Origin of the sequence: Bacillus cereus group sp. BfR-BA-01331 (assembly GCF_022663915.1) — a bacterium.
GTDB classification, from domain to species: Bacteria; Bacillota; Bacilli; order Bacillales; family Bacillaceae_G; genus Bacillus_A; species Bacillus_A mycoides.
In genome coordinates this window covers 409,153-426,742 of sequence record NZ_JAKUGJ010000002.1, presented here as the reverse complement: position 1 = coordinate 426,742, position 17,590 = coordinate 409,153, and the positions used below count along the sequence as shown (strand labels likewise).

Sequence of the window (17,590 nt, the reverse complement as noted above, 5' to 3'; positions counted from 1 at the left end):
GCTTATTCATTTTCGTTGCAAGTGTTAATGCATATGTTGATCGTGCCCGGATGAAGATGGGGGAGTATGATCGGGGAATGTCACGAACACGGCAACGATAATTACCACACTAATTGAAAGTAATAATAAAAAACGCCGTTGGATAAAAGTAGAAAAGGTTTCTGATAAAAGTTGAATTATACATGACATAGTTATTGTTATAGTAAGTAAAAGACTAATGAACAGTATACTGTGGGCTTGTTGAGCGTTTAACATTTCTGTAATCATTGCTCCCATCATACTTGCCATTAATCCAGAGAACATTCCTTCTAAAGCAGTAAATAGGTGAAACCGTAGACCGACTAAAAAACCGATACAACTACTAATCAAAATCGCAAGCAAAGTAGAATATAGTAATTCTCCTTTAAAGAGAATACCTAAATAAAAACCTATACTTAAACCGATACTCATACTAAAAGACATAATAAATACCATATACTCCATTAGGGTACCCTTACGTTTAGAAATATATGATGTGATAATAATCGAGATACAACAAAGTGTTAAGGCAGTTAACGTATAAGCGAACATCATGATACCTCCCTGTCCTATCATTCACTTCATCATATGTTCAAATGGAGAGTACTTATGCATATTTATATCTGCAAATTATCTGCACAATTTTAAAAAGGTAAGTTCAATATAATTTTCAAATAATGATGGTTATCTTAGTGGACGATGCTTCATAAAGAATTGTTGTATTTTTATTTTGAGAGAATATATGTAAGCAAGTAGTAGTGAATGGAAAAGATGTTCGATTTTTGAGCGTCTTTTTTGTCTATAAGCATGAGAAAGAAAGTGTTATATAATGAGTTTCTATTGTGAAGCCATAAAGAATAGGCGTATAATATTATAGGTCTCCCATTTGTGAGGCAAACCGCGAATGATAAATAAGATGGTTGTTTTATCATCGCTTCTAAACAGATAGACAATGAAAGTAACACTGGAATACAGATAGGGAGTTAGAAGATGAAATTAATTATTGCCGAGAAACCAGATCAAGGTTTGGCTCTTGTTTCACAGTTTAAATATCGCCGGAAAGATGGGTATTTAGAAGTAGAAGCAAATGAGTTATTTCCAAATGGAGCGTACTGTACATGGGCAATTGGTCATTTGACGCAGTTATGTAATCCAGAACATTATCACGCTGAGTGGAAGAAATGGTCACTTAATACATTGCCGATGATTCCAGAGCGTTTTCAATTTGAGGTAACAAAGTCAAAGTATAAGCAATTTAACGTTGTGAAACAGCTGTTACATAATCCACAGGTAACAGAAATTATTCACGCGGGCGATGCTGGGCGTGAAGGGGAACTGATTGTAAGAAATATTATTAATCTTTGCAACGTGCAAAAGCCAATGAAGCGTCTTTGGATTTCATCTTTAACGAAGCAAGCTATTTATCAAGGATTTAAAAACTTACTAGATGAAGCAGATACGATTAATACGTATTACGAAGCATATACAAGATCTTGCGCTGACTGGGTCGTTGGTATGAATGCATCGCGTGTCTTTAGTATTTTGCTAAAGAAAAAAGGAATGAATGATGTGTTTTCCGCTGGTCGTGTACAAACACCAACATTAGCACTCATCGTAAAGCGTGAGAAAGAAATTGAGAACTTTAAGTCAGAGCCGTTTTGGGAAGTTTTCGCAACCTTTAATATAGAAGGAAAGAAGTATGAGGGGAAATGGGAGAAAGATAATGAGTCCCGCTTAAATGATCCTGATTTGGCAAATAAAATTGCAGCGTTTTGTCAAAACAAACCGGCTGTAGTAAAAGAAATGAAAACGGAGCGTAAAGAGTTTCAGCCGCCGTTTTTATTTAATTTATCAGCACTGCAAGCAACGGCGAATAAAGCCTTTAAATTTTCACCGAAAAAGACGCTAGATATCACGCAAGCACTATATCAAAAAGGGATTGTCTCTTACCCTCGTTCGGATTCTAACTATGTTACACAAGGAGAGGCAGCGACGTTCCCTGATATTTTACAGAAGTTAAGTCAGTTTGATGAATATAAAGGTTTATTGCCAGCGCCAATTGAATCGATTATGAATAATAAGCGTTATGTGAATGAAAAGAAAGTTACAGATCACTACGCAATTATACCGACAGAGCAAGTGACAAATCCAAGCAAACTATCAGGTGATGAAAAGAAAATTTACGATATGATCGTAAGAAGACTTATTGCGGCGCATTATGAAGTAGCAATCTTTGACTACACAACGATTACAACTCTTGTAGACGAACGTGCTGCGTTCATTTCGAAAGGAAAACAGCAAATTCAAGAAGGGTGGCGTAAAGTCATTTTCCAAGACGATAAAGATGACGAAACGATTCTTCCAATTGTAGCTGAAGGTGAACAAGGAAAAGTTGTAAAGGTGAAAGTGAAAGAAGGAAAAACACAGCCACCGAAACGTTATACAGAAGGACAACTCATTACGTTAATGAAAACGGCCGGTAAGTATTTAGAGAATGAAGAGCTTGAGAAAGTATTGAAGAAAACAGAAGGTTTAGGTACTGAGGCCACTCGTGCTGGTATTATTACAATGCTGAAAGACCGTAAATATATAGATGTACAGAAAAACCAAGTGTACGCAACCGATAAAGGGAAAGTATTAATTACAGCAATCGGTGATAAAATACTGGCTTCACCAGAAATGACAGCAAAATGGGAGCAACGCCTTGCAGAAATTGGAGAAGGTACAGCTTCACCAGCGACATTTATGGAGCAAACGAAAAAGCTATCAGCTAAAATTATTGAAGACGCGGTAGAAATGTCGGAGAAATGGGATTTCACCGGATTACATGTTGAATCGATTGAGCGAAAAGGATCGAAATTTACAACAGGTAAAAAGGTCGGTAGCTGCAAAAAGTGTGATGGCGATGTGATTGATAAGTCAACGTTTTACGGTTGTTCTAACTACAATACAACACAATGTGACTTTACCATCTCGAAGAAGATTTTAAGCAAAGCTATTTCGCAAAAAAACATGACGAAACTATTAAAAGGTGAGAAGACCGATTTAATTAAAGGCTTTAAAAAAGGCGAGAAAACGTTTGATGCGAAGTTAGAGTGGAAAGATAATAAGATTAATTTTGTGTTTGAGAATTAAGTGGTTTTAACAAATGAAAAAGCTCTTTCCCGAGTAAAATGTGCTGTATTAGGTTTGAAAATATAGATAGAAAAGAAAAAGCATGACAATTTTATGTCATGCTTTTTTATTTTATAATTACAGAGTTTTGTATACTAGCACTAAAATTTATTTGAAATAATTGTTTGAAAAGATGGTATGAAATAGTGTTAAGTAGCAATAAAGTCTTTTAAAATATAAAAAAGTTGTTTAAAGATCCTTCTTTAACTAAACGGCAGGTTAGCTTTAATACAATGTTTGTTTTATCATTTAACCAAAGTGATAGAAGGTCAAAGAAAAGGCAGTAATAAAGAAGTGCCATTCCTAATGTGGACTGGCACTTGGTAAGGTGTAAAATTCATTATTTGATTTCGGCTGAGGAATTTGATTCATCTATTTTTCCTGTACTTTATTATGATTTCTTAGACAGCCTTTTCTGTTTTAAATACCCATTGTTGGAGAGGTGGTTGATAATACGGTATCATCCACCCTAAAATTTTGCCGATAAAATAGGCGGCAATTAGTGTGCCGATTCCGATTGAGCCTAATGATTGAATGAAAACTATACAGATTGCACCAGCCACACAAATGTTTATTAAATCGCTCAAAATTTTTGCTTTACCGAATTTTAAATTAAATTTTTCACTAATTGCATAAGTTAACGCATCATACGGCATTAATGGCAGTTTCGCTGTTGTATAGCCCATTAAACCGACCGCTATAACAAATAAACTAACAATCAAATATACACTTCGAGCAAGGAGAGTTTCAGGTGCAGGGAAAAGTTGTACAAGGAAGAGCGTTGCATCCATGAAAAAACCAAATAAAAACGAAATAATGAATTGACTCACAAATTCACTTAACTCCATTCGTTTACTTAATATCACTTGAATAATAATGTATAAAACATTTGCAAGCGCCATTGTCACACCAACCGATAAACCAATCGTTAGCGTACTTGCATATGCTAATGATGACACAGGCGATACACCAAATCCTGCTTGAATCGACATGCTAATGCCAATCGACATAAAAAATAACCCGAGCACGTATAAGATGATGCGCTTCAAGGTTCTGCTCCAATGATTCATAGTATCTCTCACTTTCTAGTTAATATTATCAATATAAAGACTATAGCTATAGAATTAAATATAACGCTAAATTCGACATATGAAAAATATATATATGATAAACTAATTATATCAAAAAACATATGATGGAGAGATACAATGGATTTCAGGCAATTATATTACTTTAAAGAAATTGTGAAACAAGGAAGCATTTCTAAGGCAGCAGAAGTGCTCCATATCGCGCAGCCCCCACTTAGCCAATTATTAAAAAAGCTTGAAACTGATCTTGGCACAACTTTAATTCATCGATATCGTCAAAAATGGGAGCTTACAGCAACAGGTGAAATACTATACCAATATGCCAATCAAATGTTAATGCAAATTCAAGATGTAAAGCAGCAAATTCAAGAAATTGAACAAGGTATAGGCGGAACAGTAAGTATCGGTGTATCGTCTACATGTTCGAATATGCTCATTGACTATGTTAGTACGTTTAGAACACAATACCCTAATGTCAAAATAAAAATAGTAACTGGAAATTCAGAAGAATTATTAAAAAGACTAGAACAAAGAGAAATTGATGTTGCCTTACTTTTACGATTGGGAAATAGTGAACAATATGAGATGAAAATATTAAAAAAACAACCAACCGCTGTGATTATTCCATCAAGTTGGGCAGCATCGTTTTCATCACAGCATGTGACGATTGAACAGATTGCCCAGTTTCCATTCATTATGCTAGGAGCAATGGAAGGACTCTCCTTCAATGAAGACCTTTTCAAAGTATTTGATGAACATCAAGTCAAGCCAAATATCATTATCGAGTGTAAAGATATAAGGATGGTTGTAGCACTTGTTAGTAGAGGACTAGGATTATCCGTTATTCCAAGAATGGATTACACATCATCATTTTTAGAACATACAACGCTTTTTGAATTGAAACAATTTGATTTTCAGTTAGAGCCTGTAATAGTAAAATTAAAAGACCAAAGAATTTCCAAAGTAGCATCTCAATTTTGGGAAATGGCTGATTAGGAGATATGAACAAAGCAAAAATAGCCCCCAATCAAGTAATAAAGACATCTTACGAAAAATTGAGCCGGGATAAAAAGTTCTTTACTAATTTGAAAAACGCAGTAATTACATTACTTATTAGTAAAGAGCTTTTTATATAAGGACATAAGTGGTTTCAACAAATGAAAAAGCTCTTTCCCGAGTAAAATGTTCTGTATTAGGTTTAAAAATATAGATATAAAAGAAAAAGCATGACAATTTTATGTCATGCTTTTTTATTTTATAATTACAGAGTTTTGTATACTAGCACTAAAATTTATTTGAAATAATTGTTTGGAAAGGTGTTATTAAATTGGACGTTTATATCATTTCTTTTATATAAAGGAAAAATAAGAAATTAGAAAATAAAAACAAGCAATGAAGAGAACAGCTGAAAGTAGCTTACACCGATGTTTATAAAAAGTTATAGAGCATTTCTTTGAATGAGGGATGCTTTTTGTTTTTGCTTGGAATAAAATTATACAACAAAAATATTATATAAAATAATAAAAATTTATTGTAAAACAATAAAATATATAATAAAATCAAAATCAGAATAAATAAGTGAGGTGCTTTTTATGGAAAAGGTAACAGCGTTGTTTTTAAAATTAGAGGAGGTATAACTATGGACATTAACAATTTAATTATTGAAAATATGGATAATCCTCATGAGTTGGAGAGAATGTATAGAAAAGACCCAAAAGCTTTTAAAAAGTCATTCTCACAAGCATGGGTCCAAAACCCTGATTCTCAGGTGCTAGGTGCTTGGTATGAAAGGTTGCATTTCAAGGAAACGACAAATAAAGAAAAAGTATCGTTGTTTCAAAAAGGTTTCTTATTCATGGGCATGTTAGCTATTCTAGCTGGGCTAAGCACTAGAATCATTTTCCACTTTGTCGAGCAGGAAGCAATTGCTCCAATTAACCTGGCTTTTGGTATAATTCCCTTTATCGCTGCCTATTTTGTTTACAATAATACTCCGGAAAAAAGTATTATTTATTTCCTTGCATCGTTATTCCTGATTTCCGGGTTGTATCTTAATATGTTGCCATTAAATTATAAAGACAGCAGTATCCTTGCTTATTTACATCTTCCTATATTGTTATGGGTCTTATTGGGACTTGCGTTTACGGGAAATGAATATTCAAAAGGCAGTACAAGATTAGCTTATATTAAATTTAATTTAGAATATTGTCTTCTCTACGCGAGCATGGCAGTGAGCGGAATGATACTAGCAGTATTCACTATGCGATTATTTAGCTTTGTTGACTTGGATATAGGAGAATTCTATTTTAGTAATGTTGTTTTATTTGGAGCTGCCGCTCTCGCTGTAGTGGCTGCATACTTAGTATCATTGAATCTTAAACTTGCTAAAAATATTACACCATACATATCTAAAATTTTTAGTCCTCTCGTCCTGATCACATTGTTGATCTATCTTATAACGGTTATATGGGTCGGGAAAAATCCGTTCTTGGACCGCAATTTCCTAATGGCCTTCAACGGAATACTCCTTGGTGTACTGGCTGTTACTATATTTTCTATCGTTGAGAGTGATTCAGACGAGAGAAAGAACATTTCAGATTATATAAACTTTGCCTTAATTGTTCTTGCGCTTATTATTGACACTGTCGCACTGTCAGCCATCGTATTCAGACTTTCTTCTTACGGGATTACACCTAATAGACTTGCTGTTTTAGGAGTAAACATACTGATCTGGGCAAATCTAATTTGGATTATGTTTTCCTATATGCGTTTTCTACAAAACAAATCAGGACCGACAGCTATCCAAGATGCCGTTACGAAGTATTTGCCAATCTACGGACTTTGGGCAGCTTTCGTTATATTTACTTTTCCTATAATGTTTAATTAGAAAGGCTTTGTTAATGTAACGACAAGCTAATTTTCTATAACGTATAAAATCCTTAGAGCCGATAAGCAGCGTTAATTCTATAATTTCTCGACAAAAAAAACGTCCCAAAGTAGGACGTTTTTTTATGTGTATTGCTGCTTTTTCTTGATAAGCAATAACACTTGTGAAACACAAGTCAGAACGGGCAACTCAATTAACGGCCCAATCACTAATGCAAGTGCAATAAGAGGCTCGTCTGGAAAAGCTGTTACAGCAATAGCGAGTGCAACAGGGGAGTTTCTCGCTAATGTTGTTAAGCTGAGGCTGACAGTGTCTTCATAGGATAAATGCATCATACGTCCTACAAACTGTCCTAGTATAAAGTTAATTATGAAGAACAGTAATACTGGTATAAGTAACAATAAAACAACAGTCATATTTTGTAATAAGTACTTACCTTGTGAGGCAAACATCGCTACTATTGCTAAACTTAAAAATACAATTTGGGAAGAGCTGAAAAATGGAATGAGTTTATTCTCAAGTGTTTCAACTTTTTTCATTTTATGCATAATGAATTTTGTAGCGTGCGCAAGTAAAAATGGTAAGACGATTACGATAACAATACTTTCTACTAAAACAGAAACCGCTACAGTTTTCATTACACCAGCAAATAAAAACAAATAAATTGGTAGCAATAATACTTGTAAAATTAAATTTACCGGTAGAATTGATGTAGATAATGCGACGTTACCTTTTGCGATCTCTGTGAAAATTAAATACCAGTCTGTACACGGAGTAACCATTAACATAATAAAGCCAACCCAAAGTGCTGGGTGATCTGAAAGAAATAATGCGCCTAATCCCCAAGCGAGAAAAGGTGTCCATATAAAGTTAATACCTAGGCTTGTTCCAGCGAATTTTAAGTTGCGGAATCCATTTTTTATATCCTTTAATGGAATGCTAAGGAATAATCCATAAAGCATTAAAAATAAGAAGGGGACAATAAATTTTTCCGAATACATATGTACCATATTAAATTGTCCTAATATAACCCCGAATATAACAGCTGCAAGAATGATAAAGGTTTGAATCTTTTCTAAAGTACTCATTAATTAATCCTCTCTATAGATGAATTTCCCTCTCTAGTTATATTATACAAGGTATTTTACTTATGTGTTTTTGAATTAATCATTTTGACTGAGGAAATATCTTTATTAAATGTTTTTAATTCGAGATTTTTTTCTTTTTGAAAAGTTACTTGACTAAAGTAAGTAGGTATATTACAATCACTTACATAAGGTAATTAAATAACAAAAAGTTTTAATTTACTTAGGTTAAGGTATCAATTGGAACTTTTTATTAGAATAAGAATTTTTATGATGATGAATAATGAATATGATAAGAAAGTTTAGGTGAAGAAAATGGGATTATTTAGCTCATTGTTTGGTAAAAAAGAAGAAAATACAAAAGTAGAGGGGAATAAAACAATGTCAAAAGTATTATTTGTAAAAGCAAACGATCGTCCAGCGGAGCAAGCAATTAGTTCAAAAATGTATGAAACATTTGTAAGTGCTTATAAGGAAGCAAATCCGAATACAGAAATTACGGAGTTAGATTTATTCGCATTAGATCTTCCGTATTACGGAAATATCGCTATTTCAGGTGGATATAAACGTAGTCAAGGAATGGAGATAACAGCTGAAGAAGAGAAGGCAGTTGCTACAGTAGATAAATATTTAAATCAATTTTTAGAGGCAGATAAAGTAGTATTTGCATTCCCATTATGGAACTTTACAGTACCAGCACCATTAATTACTTACATTTCATATCTTTCTCAAGCTGGAAAAACGTTTAAATATACAGCGAACGGTCCAGAAGGTTTAGCTGGTGATAAGAAAGTAGTTGTATTAGGTGCTCGCGGTTCAGATTACTCTTCAGAACAAATGGCTCCTATGGAAATGGCTGTTAATTATGTGACAAACGTACTTGGGTTCTGGGGCATTACAAATCCAGAGACAGTTGTAATTGAAGGGCACAATCAATATCCAGATCGCTCACAACAAATTGTTGAAGAAGGTTTAGAAAACGTTAAAAAAGTAGCTGCGAAATTTTAATTAATGATAGTAAATGGAAAAACCAACATGGATGACCGTGTTGGTTTTTTAGTCTATTTTTTGTGTGAAAAAATGTATATTTATAAAATAAATGAAAAGTTTGAAAATAGTATTGCAAAATATTATATATCAAACTATAATGAGTTCAAGAATAGTTGATACTTAAATTAAATATTCAGAAAATTCAATTAGTTAAAATTGGAAATGAGACAAAGAATTTTGAATGGGGGTTATATTATGGCGAATAAAGTACCGTTTTCGTTCATAGTAGTTATCGGATTAATGTTATTTGCACTATTTTTTGGAGCAGGGAATTTAATATTCCCAGCGATGCTTGGTCAATCGGCAGGAGAGAATGTATGGATTGCTAACGCTGGATTTTTAGTAACAGGAGTAGGTTTACCATTACTAGGTGTATTAGCATTTGGGATTTCAGGTAAAGAAGATTTACAGTCATTAGCAAGCCGAGTGCATCCAGTATTCGGAATTGTATTTACGACAGTTTTATACTTAGCAATCGGTCCATTATTCGCTATTCCGAGAACAGGAAGCGTTTCTTATGAAATTGGTATTAAGCCTTTCGTGCCAGAAGGATTAAGTTCTACAGCGCTAATTCTTTTTACAATTGTATTCTTTAGCATCACTTGTTTTTTTTCGCTAAATCCTGCGAAAATTGTCGATATTGTAGGAAAAATCTTGACGCCAATTAAATTAACGTTTATTGGAATTTTGGTAGTCTTTGCTTTTATTCATCCAATGGGAGAAATGCAAGCACCTGCAGAGGCTTATACATCACATGCGTTCTTTAAAGGGTTCCAGGAAGGATACTTAACAATGGATACGTTAGCATCATTCGTATTTGGTATTATCATTATCAATGCTATTAAAGAAAAGGGCGCAAAAACAAAAAAAGAAATTATGATTGTTTGTGCAAAAGCAACATTGATCGCTGCATCTATTTTAGCAATAATTTATTCAGCACTTTCATTTATGGGGGCTTCAAGTGTTGCAAAACTTGGTCACTTAGATAACGGTGGTGCAGTATTAGCAAAAGTTTCAAGCTATTATTTTGGTTCATATGGCGGAGTTATATTAGGTATAATGGTTATAGCAGCGTGTTTAACAACTAGTGTTGGACTTGTCTCAGCGTGTTCTTCATTTTTCCATAAGCTATTCCCAAGTATTTCATATAAAACGATTGCAATTATGTTATCAGTTTTCAGTGCAGTTGTTGCAAATGTAGGTTTAACACAATTAATCTCAATTTCAGTTCCTGTATTAACAGCGATTTATCCATTAGCAATCGTATTAATTTTCCTAACGTTCCTTCACCCATTGTTCAATGGAAGAGCTGAAGTGTATCAGGGAAGTTTATTAGTAACATTTATTGTAAGTATGTTTGATGGATTAAGTGCTGCTGGTGTGAAATTAGCAGTAGTGAACGATATTCTTACTAAGTTACTTCCAATGCATGCAGTTGGATTAGGCTGGGTATTACCAGCAGTAATTGGTGGATTAATTGGATACGGCATTAGCGTTGTAAAAATGAAAAATGGAGTTCAGCCAGCAGCTGGTGCGAATAAGAAAATAAGTTAAACAAAAAAAGTTATAGAATTTGATTCTATAACTTTTTTTGTTACTATTGATAAGAATAGAAAAAATAAAGTAGTAGGGGAAATAAGATGAAAAAAACAATTGACCATATCGGGATCGCAGTTCGTGATATAGATAGTACGATACATTTTTATGAAAAGGTTTTATCAGGAAATTTAATAGATCGATACGTAAGTGAAGCACCTGGTGTTGAAAGCGAAGTAGCTATTCTTGAAGTTGATGGTGATAGAATCGAATTACTTGCGCCAACGAATAATACAACTTCTCCAATAGCACGATTTATAAAGCAAAAAGGGAAAGGTGTCCATCATGTTGCGTATCGTGTAGACGATTTAGATGTAGCTTTAGAAGAATTAAAGGAACAAGGGATTCGAACGTTAGAACATACGCTTCGCATCAATAAGCATGGTAGACGATTAATTTACCTTAACCCAGCTGATACGGAAGGGACGATTATTGAATATTGTGATTATCCGGAAGTGAAATAAAGGAAGTGTATTTTTGTGAAAGGTGTTACGTACTAATGTAACGCCTTTTTATTTGTATACTTTTCAATATTTCGACGAAAGTATTTCGGAATGTTGAATATATATTATGAGAAGCTATCCACTATCCTGTAGGAGTGGGCATGATTTTTTTTAGTATTTGCGAGCAAATGGAGCCGACTATAGGGTAAGCAATCCTCATTTTGCACAGTAATATATGAAAGAAAAAGGGTGCTTTATAACCAACTATATATTTTATGCAATACATATAATATAAATTGTGAATTTCATGTATTGGAGAGTGGTTATCTGTGGAGATTTCAAATAGTGCTGAAAATTTTAACGTATTATTTGTTACATCTAGTGTTCCTGTCTATTTTCCGGTGCTAGAGGAATCTATATATAATAGTTTGAAAAAGGCAATTCGTAATGTAACGATGGTAACATACGAAAACTTGGTGAAAACGGCTTTAAAGATAAAACCGGCACTCATTATTGTATTTCATGGTTTTGAAGAAGGGATAATTAAGGGAATTCAAGATTTAAAACAATACAACTTTAAAACTGCACTCTGGCTTACAGATGACCCTTACTTTACAGATGTGACGAAAAACTTAGTGCTTGATTATGATTATGTGTTTACGCAAGATACAGGATGTATTGATTTTTATAAAGATTTAGGTTGTGATAATGTATATTATTTGCCTTTAGCAGCAGAACCTCCTGCATATACGCCGATACTTAGGGAAGAGGAATACATATTTGATATTAGTTTCATAGGGACTGCTTTTGATAATCGGCTCGCATTTATTGATTCAATTGCAGAGTACTTAGTGACTAAAAACACTCTAATTATAGGTTGTAATTGGGATAGACTAAAAAGTTATGAGTTATTGAAGGATAAAATTTTACTTTTACCATTTTTGGTTTACGAAAACAGTATAGGAAATTACAAAAAAAGTAAAATCAACATGAATATACATCGCTCGATAGAGGATTTAACATTTAATAGAAATAGAGTAAAAGTAAATGCTTGTTCTATTAATAATCGTACATTCGAAATAGCTAGTACAGGTTCTTTTCAAATGACGGATATTCGTTCAGATTTAGAAAAGTGTTATATTCCAGGGGTACAAATTGAGACATTTACCTCAGCGGTTGATTTTATAGAGAAAGCTGAAAGATATTTATCGAACCCGGCACAAAGAAAGAAAATTGCGATGGAAGGGCTGAAGAGAACGCTAATCGAACATACATATGATAAAAGGGTACAACAGCTGTTAAAAATAATTGAAATGAACCCTAAAAAAGAAAATGAAATTTAAAAATAGGGAAAGAATGTGTTGAAACACAACATATTTAAAGAACAAGGTATTTGAATGGAAGAGCATACACCTCGAATGAATAAGCATGGTAGAAGATTAATTTATCTTAACCTAGCGGATACAGAGGGCACGATCATTAATTATTGTGATTATCCGGAAGAGAAGTAAAGGAAGTGTATTATGGAGAAAGGGTGTTGCGTAATAACGTAATACCTTTTTTATTTATCCCGCTATTTGTTGGCAATAAGATTCCCGCTTCAAAAGTCGGAGAATGCGAGGGAGTTAGGTGGGAGATCGAATGCCCGTAAAAGTCCCACTGATTAAAGTTTCACTTTATGTATTTCACATTTTCTTCACAAATGATTCACGATAACTTTTCTTCTTAGGGAACTTACATAAATATATTTTATGCTATAATGATAATCAACTTTAAAAATATTAGTAATATCTATGAAGGTAGCTACTATTATATTGGAAGTATAGAGGTGAGGAATAAATAGAGAGTGATACTAAATAAATCCTTATACTTAATCAGGTTAATATTTTATCAAGAAATAAAACTTGGGAAGTAAAAAGTAATGAAAGTGTAGTGACGAAAAAGAAAGAAGTGAAATGATTGTGAAAGTAATACGAAGGTTAGGGGCATGGCTATTAATTACGTGCGTGTTTATTATATTCATACCAAAAAGCACATCCGCTCATGCGTACGTTGTGAAATCAAATCCTACTGAAAATGAAACGTTGAAGAAAGCACCATCTATTGTGAAAATTGAATTCGATGAGGACATACAAGTTTCAAGTTTTAATACATTGTTCGTAAGAGATACCTCAGGTCAAAGAGTAGATTTAAAAGATGCTCATATTGATACGAAAAACAAAAAATCATTAGAAGCTGGGTTAAAAGAGAATCTCAAAAATGGTCTTTACTCTATTCAGTGGAAAGCTATTTCAGCTGATGGACATCCAATTCAAGGAGTTATTCCATTCCGTATTGGACTAGCAGAAGCGGGAACAGATGATATAAAAGTAGAAGAGATGGGCTATGTTCCCCAAATCGATATGATTATGGAACGCGGAATTTTATATACAAGTTTTTCTCTATTTATCGGTGTTCTATTATTTAACCTTATCCTTTATAAAGGAAGTGCAAGTCAAGTTCAGTCGAGGAGTAAGAAAATAATATGGATATCATTATTTGGGATATTTATTAGTTTACTATTCAATCTACCATTGCAGGCGAAAATAAATGCTGATGTTTCGTGGTTAGAAGCATTCAATCCTATATTATTAAAAGAAACATTACAACTATCTGTTTTTCGTTATGTATGGATCACTCAAATGGCTCTTATTAGTATGCTGATGATTGTTACATATTTTGCAGTGAAGCGTGAGAAGCTTTCGTCGTTTAAAGTATGGAGCATTCCAATACTATTGTTTATTGGTTTACTTGTTATGAAAGCCTTCAATAGTCATGCATATGGATTAAAGTTTAAAGAAATTGCTGTCGTTATGGACTTTCTGCATTTATTCGCAGCTTCGTTATGGATGGGGGGGCTATCATCGATTGTTCTTCTGTTACGTAAAGAGGATGACAAGTGGACTATGTATTGGGATGCGATTAAGCGTTTTTCGCCATGGGCAACAGGTGCTGTCATTGTGATTTTATTAACGGGTCTTTTTAACAGTACATTTTTTATTCCCACGATCCATTCCCTATTTGATACGAAGTATGGATTGGCCTTATTAGCAAAAATACTTTTATTCGTGTGTATGGGGATATTGGGAATTATTCATTATGTGAAAGGGAGAATGCGAGCGCAGCAAAGGTTAGGAGCTACGGTGAAAGTAGAGTTTATCATTGGAATTATCGTTTTTGTAATCGTAGCGTTTATGACAAATGTACAAACGCCGCCGATGCCTCCTACGGGACCTTTTACAGAGAGTAAACAATTAGATAATGGATATGAACTTACTTTACATGTAAGTCCTAATAAGGTAGGACAGAATACATTTCATATTACTTTGAAGGATGAGAATGGACAGCCTGTTACTGATATGGAACAAATTGTATTGACGACTCAATCTTTAGATATGAATATGGGCAAAGGTTCATTTAAAGTTTCGGCAGTGTCACCGGGAGAATATGAAGCGGAAGGTATGTATATTAATATGACAGGAAACTGGAATATACAAGTTCACGGATTAACAAAATCTCTTGATAGTTTCGATACGGATTATAAATTTATTGTAGGTGGCAGATAAAAAAGACGTTATAAATGAAAAGGAGTTTATAGAAAATGAAACGTATAAAAAAATTAGGAACAACAATGATCGCAACAATAATTGCAATGGGGATTTTTTCGTTACCTGTTAGTGCTCACGTAACTGTGAAACCAGCAACTTCTGACGTTAGCTCTTGGGAGACTTATACAATAAAGGTACCTGTTGAAAAGAATATGGCAACAACAAAAGTCACACTGAAAATACCGTCTGGAGTCGAGTTTCAACAGTACGAGCCAGTGCCAGGGTGGAAAGTGGAAGAACAAAAAGATGCAGCTGGAAAAGTTAAAACTGTAATATGGGAAGCAACAGGAGAAGGGATTTTACCTGGTCAGTTCCAACGATTTACTTTCGTTGCTAAAAATCCAGATAAAGAGCAACAAATAGCTTGGAATGCATATCAACAATATAAAGATGGAGAAATTGTTGAATGGACAGGCGATGAGAAAGCTGAAAAGCCCCATTCACTTACTACGATTGCAAAAGGTACATCATTAACAGGAGAACATGGTGAAGTATCTAGTGTGGAAAAAAATGAAGGTACAAGTAATATGCAAACAATAGCAATTGTCTTATCAGTTTTAGCGATTGTATCTTCCGTAGGTACGTGTGTTTTTGTAGTACGTCGTAAAAAGTAGGTCTCATTGAAAGGTCTCATTGAAAGTAATGAGACCTTTGTTAATAAAATTTTGAGATTAAGCAGCTTCGAGGGGATTAGAGCTATAAATACAACATGGTTTATTAAGATAAGGAACTCAATTGACTGTCATTACTTCTTCTGGTAGGTTATCATGCTTAAGCCAGTTTTCAATTAAAGTATTAAATAGTTTGGGATTTTCTAAAGGGATTCCATGACCGATTTTAGGAATGATAATACCTGTGCAAGTAGGATTGCTTTCAAGGATTGCAGTCATCGAGTCTTTCATGATTCTTTTTTCGTTTTCTCCAACAGTCACTAATATATTGCTACTAGCATTCTCGAAACTTTTTGGTATTGTAAACGACATATTTTCTTCTAATATCCTCACAAATGTATTTTTACTTATTTGACAACTTTCATGATAATAGTTATCAAATTGTGTTTCATCTATGTACATTGATTTTGCTTGTATTTTGGAAAACGTCTTACTCTTTATAAGTGGATAGGTTAAGCCAAGGGATCTTATTAATGTTTTAGCGAAAGGAATTGGTTTAACTAATGCGCTATTTATCATAGCGTATTGAATTAAGTTTGGTTTCATGCTGAGCATTGCAATTAATACTTGAGCACCTAACGAAAAGCCGATTACTATAACAGTTTCGCCTTGTCCTTTTTCTTCAACTAATTCAATGATTTTTTCAGCACTAAAGTGTATTGAAAAATGATCCTTACTACTATTTTCCCCTTGCTCGGGTAAATCAGGAACAAGGCAGTGAAAGTTAGTGAAATGTTTAATTTGTTTGTCCCACATCCATCCACTGACTCCGCCCCCATGAATAAAAACCATAAGTGGAGAGCTTGAATCTCCAAATTCTTTATACTGTAAAACCATATAATTCCCCCTTATGATTAGAATTGTTAGTCCATCCATATGTATTAGAGATAATATTTTCTACTTTATTACCATCATACAATAAAAAAGAAAAATTTTCCTTTTTCTAAGATGTTAAGTGACTGTACTCATAAAATGGTAAAAAAGAAAGAGCCTACAAGTGGTAAACTCTTTCTCATATCTATTTATTTCACTTCAACTTGCTGCCTTACAGCAAGTGTTTTCGGCTTTATATTTACAAAACAAATACTCACCACAATAAATAAAAGTCCGATGAATAAGCTAATTGTAATGGCCTCATGTAAGAAAATAGAGCTTACAATGATAGCGATCAGTGGGATAAGGAACGTATAAGCCCCAACTTTACTTGCCTCACCAGCTCCTACAAGTGTAAAGTAAGCGAGCCATCCCATTGCAATAACAAAGAATGAGATGAATAGTAGTACACTTACAAATGGTATACTCCAAGCGATGTTAGACCAGCTTTCAAATTCTGAACCAAATCCGATTAAGCAAAGGCCGCCAATAATAAGCTGAAGTGTTACCATCCAAATGGCATTAACGCGGTGTCCAGTTTTCTTAATAAATACTGTGCCGAGTGCCCAGCCGATGGCACAGCCTAAAGCAAGTAGAACACCGATAATAGAAATATGTCCAGTTAAACTACTAGAGCTAATAACCCCTACACCAATAAATCCAAGAATAAGTCCGAAAATTTTCAAGCCATACATTGCCTCTTCAAGCCAAATCCATGAGAAAATGCCGAGTAAGACAGGTTGGAGAAATACGATTGCGGAGAAGAGTCCGGCGGGCATATACTGAAGTCCGACAGTTTGTAGTCCGTAAAACAAAATAATATTGAGTAAAGATGAAATAAAGTATAAATGCCAAGTTTCCTTTAAATTTAATTGTTTGTATCTCGGTAATGCGAAAGTAAGTAAGATAAATCCTCCTATTAATGTTCTAATCCCTGCAAAGAGTACGGGTGGTGTGTAATGCAGAGCGAATTTTGATAACGGCCAATTAATTCCCCACATAATAACGAGAAATGTAAGGATTATGGCCGTCTTAGTTCGAGAAAGCTGTGTCACTGT

The 17,590-nt window shown here is 34.0% G+C and carries 14 protein-coding genes and 1 pseudogene; 10 read left to right on the top strand and 5 right to left on the bottom strand.

Annotated elements, in window-relative coordinates:
- Window positions 1-24: 24 nt before the first annotated feature.
- Window positions 25-570, bottom strand: a complete 546-nt coding sequence (locus MR155_RS06400; RefSeq protein WP_219302005.1) for a hypothetical protein — start codon at window positions 568-570, stop codon at window positions 25-27.
- Window positions 571-1,008: 438 nt separating this feature from the next.
- Between MR155_RS06400 and topB the strand changes: the two genes are divergently transcribed.
- Window positions 1,009-3,153, top strand: a complete 2,145-nt coding sequence (gene topB / locus MR155_RS06395) for a DNA topoisomerase III (protein WP_113938145.1) — start codon at window positions 1,009-1,011, stop codon at window positions 3,151-3,153.
- A 440-nt stretch (window positions 3,154-3,593) separates the two neighbouring features.
- On the opposite strand, the gene MR155_RS06390 is transcribed toward topB, so the two are convergent.
- Window positions 3,594-4,262, bottom strand: a complete 669-nt coding sequence (locus MR155_RS06390; RefSeq protein WP_242308771.1) for a YczE/YyaS/YitT family protein — start codon at window positions 4,260-4,262, stop codon at window positions 3,594-3,596.
- Between the two features lie 138 nt (window positions 4,263-4,400).
- Here MR155_RS06390 and MR155_RS06385 point away from each other — a divergent pair, with 138 nt between their 5' ends.
- Together MR155_RS06385 and MR155_RS06380 are read left to right on the top strand one after the other, a co-directional pair.
- Window positions 4,401-5,276: a LysR family transcriptional regulator gene (locus MR155_RS06385; protein ID WP_002086234.1), complete on the top strand. Its 876-nt coding sequence runs from the start codon at window positions 4,401-4,403 to the stop codon at window positions 5,274-5,276.
- A 643-nt stretch (window positions 5,277-5,919) separates the two neighbouring features.
- Window positions 5,920-7,167: a DUF4153 domain-containing protein gene (locus MR155_RS06380; RefSeq protein ID WP_242308769.1), complete on the top strand. Its 1,248-nt coding sequence runs from the start codon at window positions 5,920-5,922 to the stop codon at window positions 7,165-7,167.
- Window positions 7,168-7,289: 122 nt separating this feature from the next.
- Here the strand turns inward: MR155_RS06380 and MR155_RS06375 are convergent, their stop codons facing one another.
- Window positions 7,290-8,255 (bottom strand): arsenic resistance protein, encoded by a 966-nt coding sequence (locus tag MR155_RS06375; protein ID WP_242308768.1) that lies wholly within the window; start codon window positions 8,253-8,255, stop codon window positions 7,290-7,292.
- A 312-nt stretch (window positions 8,256-8,567) separates the two neighbouring features.
- Between MR155_RS06375 and MR155_RS06370 the strand changes: the two genes are divergently transcribed.
- The 7 genes and pseudogenes from MR155_RS06370 to MR155_RS06340 all read left to right on the top strand — a co-directional run bounded on the left by MR155_RS06370 (window position 8,568) and on the right by MR155_RS06340 (window position 15,602).
- Window positions 8,568-9,260 carry an FMN-dependent NADH-azoreductase gene (locus tag MR155_RS06370; RefSeq protein ID WP_000522520.1) on the top strand — a complete coding sequence of 231 codons (693 nt, stop codon included), beginning with the start codon at window positions 8,568-8,570 and terminating at the stop codon, window positions 9,258-9,260.
- Between the two features lie 237 nt (window positions 9,261-9,497).
- On the top strand, window positions 9,498-10,856 hold the full coding sequence (gene brnQ, locus MR155_RS06365; RefSeq protein ID WP_242308767.1) for a branched-chain amino acid transport system II carrier protein: 1,359 nt from the start codon (window positions 9,498-9,500) through the stop codon (window positions 10,854-10,856).
- Window positions 10,857-10,942: 86 nt separating this feature from the next.
- Window positions 10,943-11,362 carry a VOC family protein gene (locus MR155_RS06360; protein ID WP_242308765.1) on the top strand — a complete coding sequence of 140 codons (420 nt, stop codon included), beginning with the start codon at window positions 10,943-10,945 and terminating at the stop codon, window positions 11,360-11,362.
- Between the two features lie 308 nt (window positions 11,363-11,670).
- Window positions 11,671-12,684, top strand: a complete 1,014-nt coding sequence (locus tag MR155_RS06355; protein ID WP_088039213.1) for a CgeB family protein — start codon at window positions 11,671-11,673, stop codon at window positions 12,682-12,684.
- A gap of 60 nt (window positions 12,685-12,744) precedes the next feature.
- Window positions 12,745-12,852: pseudogene (locus MR155_RS06350) on the top strand (glyoxalase); the annotation flags it as partial.
- Between the two features lie 444 nt (window positions 12,853-13,296).
- Entirely contained in the window at window positions 13,297-14,946 is a 1,650-nt protein-coding gene (locus MR155_RS06345) for a copper resistance CopC/CopD family protein (protein ID WP_242308748.1), read from the top strand.
- 35 nt (window positions 14,947-14,981) lie between these two features.
- Window positions 14,982-15,602, top strand: a complete 621-nt coding sequence (locus MR155_RS06340; RefSeq protein WP_002126863.1) for a YcnI family copper-binding membrane protein — start codon at window positions 14,982-14,984, stop codon at window positions 15,600-15,602.
- Window positions 15,603-15,719: 117 nt separating this feature from the next.
- On the opposite strand, the gene MR155_RS06335 is transcribed toward MR155_RS06340, so the two are convergent.
- Together MR155_RS06335 and MR155_RS06330 are read right to left on the bottom strand one after the other, a co-directional pair.
- Window positions 15,720-16,496: an alpha/beta fold hydrolase gene (locus tag MR155_RS06335; protein ID WP_242308747.1), complete on the bottom strand. Its 777-nt coding sequence runs from the start codon at window positions 16,494-16,496 to the stop codon at window positions 15,720-15,722.
- 185 nt (window positions 16,497-16,681) lie between these two features.
- Window positions 16,682-17,587, bottom strand: coding sequence for a DMT family transporter (locus MR155_RS06330; protein ID WP_242308738.1), 906 nt, complete (start codon window positions 17,585-17,587; stop codon window positions 16,682-16,684).
- Window positions 17,588-17,590 lie beyond the last annotated feature (3 nt).

What these genes read in the sequence shown, in the direction of transcription:
- MR155_RS06400 (WP_219302005.1), bottom strand. Translation starts at nt 570, where the DNA reads ATGTTCGCTTATACGTTAACTGCCTTAACACTTTGTTGTATCTCGATT.
- brnQ (WP_242308767.1), top strand. Translation starts at nt 9,498, where the DNA reads ATGGCGAATAAAGTACCGTTTTCGTTCATAGTAGTTATCGGATTAATG.
- MR155_RS06380 (WP_242308769.1), top strand. Translation starts at nt 5,920, where the DNA reads ATGGACATTAACAATTTAATTATTGAAAATATGGATAATCCTCATGAG.
- MR155_RS06385 (WP_002086234.1), top strand. Translation starts at nt 4,401, where the DNA reads ATGGATTTCAGGCAATTATATTACTTTAAAGAAATTGTGAAACAAGGA.
- MR155_RS06335 (WP_242308747.1), bottom strand. Translation starts at nt 16,496, where the DNA reads ATGGTTTTACAGTATAAAGAATTTGGAGATTCAAGCTCTCCACTTATG.
- MR155_RS06390 (WP_242308771.1), bottom strand. Translation starts at nt 4,262, where the DNA reads ATGAATCATTGGAGCAGAACCTTGAAGCGCATCATCTTATACGTGCTC.
- MR155_RS06360 (WP_242308765.1), top strand. Translation starts at nt 10,943, where the DNA reads ATGAAAAAAACAATTGACCATATCGGGATCGCAGTTCGTGATATAGAT.
- topB (WP_113938145.1), top strand. Translation starts at nt 1,009, where the DNA reads ATGAAATTAATTATTGCCGAGAAACCAGATCAAGGTTTGGCTCTTGTT.
- MR155_RS06340 (WP_002126863.1), top strand. Translation starts at nt 14,982, where the DNA reads ATGAAACGTATAAAAAAATTAGGAACAACAATGATCGCAACAATAATT.
- MR155_RS06345 (WP_242308748.1), top strand. Translation starts at nt 13,297, where the DNA reads ATGATTGTGAAAGTAATACGAAGGTTAGGGGCATGGCTATTAATTACG.
- MR155_RS06375 (WP_242308768.1), bottom strand. Translation starts at nt 8,255, where the DNA reads ATGAGTACTTTAGAAAAGATTCAAACCTTTATCATTCTTGCAGCTGTT.
- MR155_RS06370 (WP_000522520.1), top strand. Translation starts at nt 8,568, where the DNA reads ATGGGATTATTTAGCTCATTGTTTGGTAAAAAAGAAGAAAATACAAAA.